The 2,832-nt window shown below is 54.3% G+C and carries 1 pseudogene; it reads right to left on the bottom strand.

The features are described 5' to 3' along the window. Positions 1-2,390, bottom strand: a pseudogene (locus tag I2G69_RS13175) (hypothetical protein); the annotation flags it as partial. Between the last annotated feature and the right edge of the window lie 442 nt (positions 2,391-2,832).

Below are 2,832 nucleotides of genomic sequence, written 5' to 3' on the forward strand. Positions count from 1 at the left end.
TGCTCCAGGACAGCTCCCAGGATGCTCTTATCCACGCTTGTGAACGTGAAGCGCAGGGTCGTGCCCTCGTTCGGCATGGTGAAGGTGTAGGTGCAGCCATCTGCTGCAAATTCGATGTCCTCGCCATTGAGCTGCGCTCCGGAGAACGCGCCCTTGGTCGGGGTGAAGGTGAAGACCAGCTCTTCGCCCGGCTGTACCTTTGCGCCGTAGATCGCATCGGAAGAAATGATCTCTTCTGCATTGCCCTCGACGCTCATCGATGCGTTGCCGCCCCACTGTACCGTCAGAAGCTGGGCTTCCGCCTCTTCGCCCGCATCGAGATAAATCTCAAGCGCGCTGAGCGCCGCTTGGATGCGTTCCAAAGAACCATCGTCTGCACGCAATTCCGTCTGCAACGCAGTGATCTTTTCCTGCAAGCCCTGATACCAAGCTTCGGAACAATCATCCGGTGAGATCGCCTGTGCGCGCTGCAAGGCGCTCAAGTCGATGGATGTATCCAGTGCAATCAAGCGCCCTTCGCTTCCCACCGCGTTGTAATAATGATAAACCACGCCATTCTTTTTCACAACGCAGGGTTTATGCGCATAGGTCGAGCTATACGTGCTATTGCGCACTGTCAGCGGGATATACGATTTCTCCCAATGGACCATGTCCTTTGAAACGGCAAACGAGTCGATAATGCCGCCCGGGGAACTGGTGAAATAGAACATCACCCAGTAGTCTCCAATTTTCACAACATCTGCGTCGGCATTATGGCTGGCTCCCCAAACATCGCCGCTGGGAGAGGTGTCCTGATCGAGCACGGGGTTGGTTGCTTCGCGTTCCCAATGCGTTAAATCCTCGGAATACGCCTGGCACATGACTTCCGGGCCGCCCGCCGCATTGTAGAAGCCCACATACCGGCTGTTTTCCTCATCCCAAATGGCCTGCAATTTCCAAATGGTTCCTTTTTCATACGGATAGGTGCCGTCATGTGCATCCAGTACCGGGTCCGGATAACGTTCCCACTGGGAGAGCGATCCGTCCGGCTGGAAAATGCTATCCGCAAACGCCACGCCAGCGCGTTTGATGCCCGCCTCATAGCCGGGGGTATCGGACGCCAGATAGGTCATCGCCAGGCGTCCATCCGCCATCACGTGCGGGGTGGGAAGCTCGCCCCATTTATGGTCGCGCACAATATAGCCCGCCGCGTTGTATTCATCCCAAGCGCCGGGTTCGCCGTTCTCCAAAATCTTTCCAACCTTTTCCCAATGGAGCATGTCCGTACTGCGCGCAAGGCCCGTGCGATAGCCGGTTCCATCGTGCCCGACATACGTCATATAGACATAGGTGTCGTCGCCCGGAATGGCAAAGACATTGGGGTTGTCGATCAGGTCGCTGTCAAACGTGCCCGTCCCCACGCCCGAATAAGACAGCACAATGCCGTATTCATAGGGTGTTTTGACCTCTTCATAGATCGACTGGAAAACTTCGTTGGACAGGCGCTTTGTCAAGGCAACCGTTCTTGCATCAGAAAAATCTTCCTGCAAAGAGACGGTCAGTTCGATTTCTCCCTCTGCTAAACTGCTCAGGTCCAAGGAAAAATCAGCGGTCTGCGTGTTTGCCGGGATCTCTTCGCTAAAGGTCTGTTCCGCGCCCGTGCTGTCCACCGCCTTGATATAAAGCGGCTGCGCCTGCTCCCGGACCGTCTCCAACGTGACGGAAAGCGGCAGCTGGTTGTCGCCCGGCACGACCGCTGGCACCGTCATTTCAAAGCCGTGCAGCATTTCCCGGACGCCCCATACGCGCAGTTCGGAAGCGCCGACCGACTTCCCGTCCTGCGGGGTGACCGTCACCCGCACTTTTGCTGTGCGGAACACGTCGAAGTCGATGGTGAAGGGCACAATCCACGTGTCGTCCCCATAGGTCCCCACTGTGACTTCCTGGTTTGCCGCTTCCTGCCACTGGCTGCCGTCCCAATATTGGACGCTCACCGACTTGGGCGTCGGTACGCCTCCGAAATCGTTGTAAGCAAACCATTCCACCTGATGGACATCCTGCTCGGTTTCAAACTCCACCTCTACAAACGCCGGCCCCTGTTTGTCGTAATTGGTCCAGCGGTTGCGCGGCCCTTCGTCATGCGGCGGCCCCTGCTTGCTCGAGATGATCCCATCCGCCAAATCCTGGAGGTTGTCGCCGCCGTTGGTGTATTCTGCAAACAACTTCGGGAAACCCACTCCCGTCGGGTTCAGCGCCAGATTGCTGAGTTCCCCTGAAGCCCAATCGTATAGATGTTCCGAAACAGACAAACCCGCAAATCCAGTTTCAATAGGCGTAGCGGCCCATGCCGTCGTGACCCCTGAACACAGGATGGCGGCACTTAGCAAACACGCAGCCAGTTTCTTTTTCATAAAGCTCCTCCTTTTTCTCCAAATCATACGAAAGATATCCCTTTAAGACAGCGCCTCTCCTTTCCGCAGTATTTGGGATGGTACTTTCCTCTATTGAGGTCATTGTAACACGCCGATCAGGTCGCGTATTTACAAAAAGTTATCTAAAAAATACAATTTTTTAACATATCAATAATATACTTTTATAAAAATTTAACTTTCCTTTTCCATTAAAATTGTATTACATTTTTTGTTTCCATACTCCTGATTTCAAAAAAAAGCAGACCCCCGGATACATCCGGGAGCCTGCCCTCTTTACAGGAACCATCTACAGATGGATCCCGTTATTCTTTGCAAATAAAATGTTTATCCAATGGTCACCGCGCACTGGAGAACCGGCGCTTCGCCCGGCATCTGCGTGTAGACGCCCGTGCTCTGGCCCGGCGTTCCGATCGCATAGACG

The organism is Anaeromassilibacillus sp. D41t1_190614_C2 (assembly GCF_015558525.1).
Lineage (GTDB): Bacteria > Bacillota > Clostridia > Oscillospirales > Acutalibacteraceae > Anaeromassilibacillus > Anaeromassilibacillus stercoravium.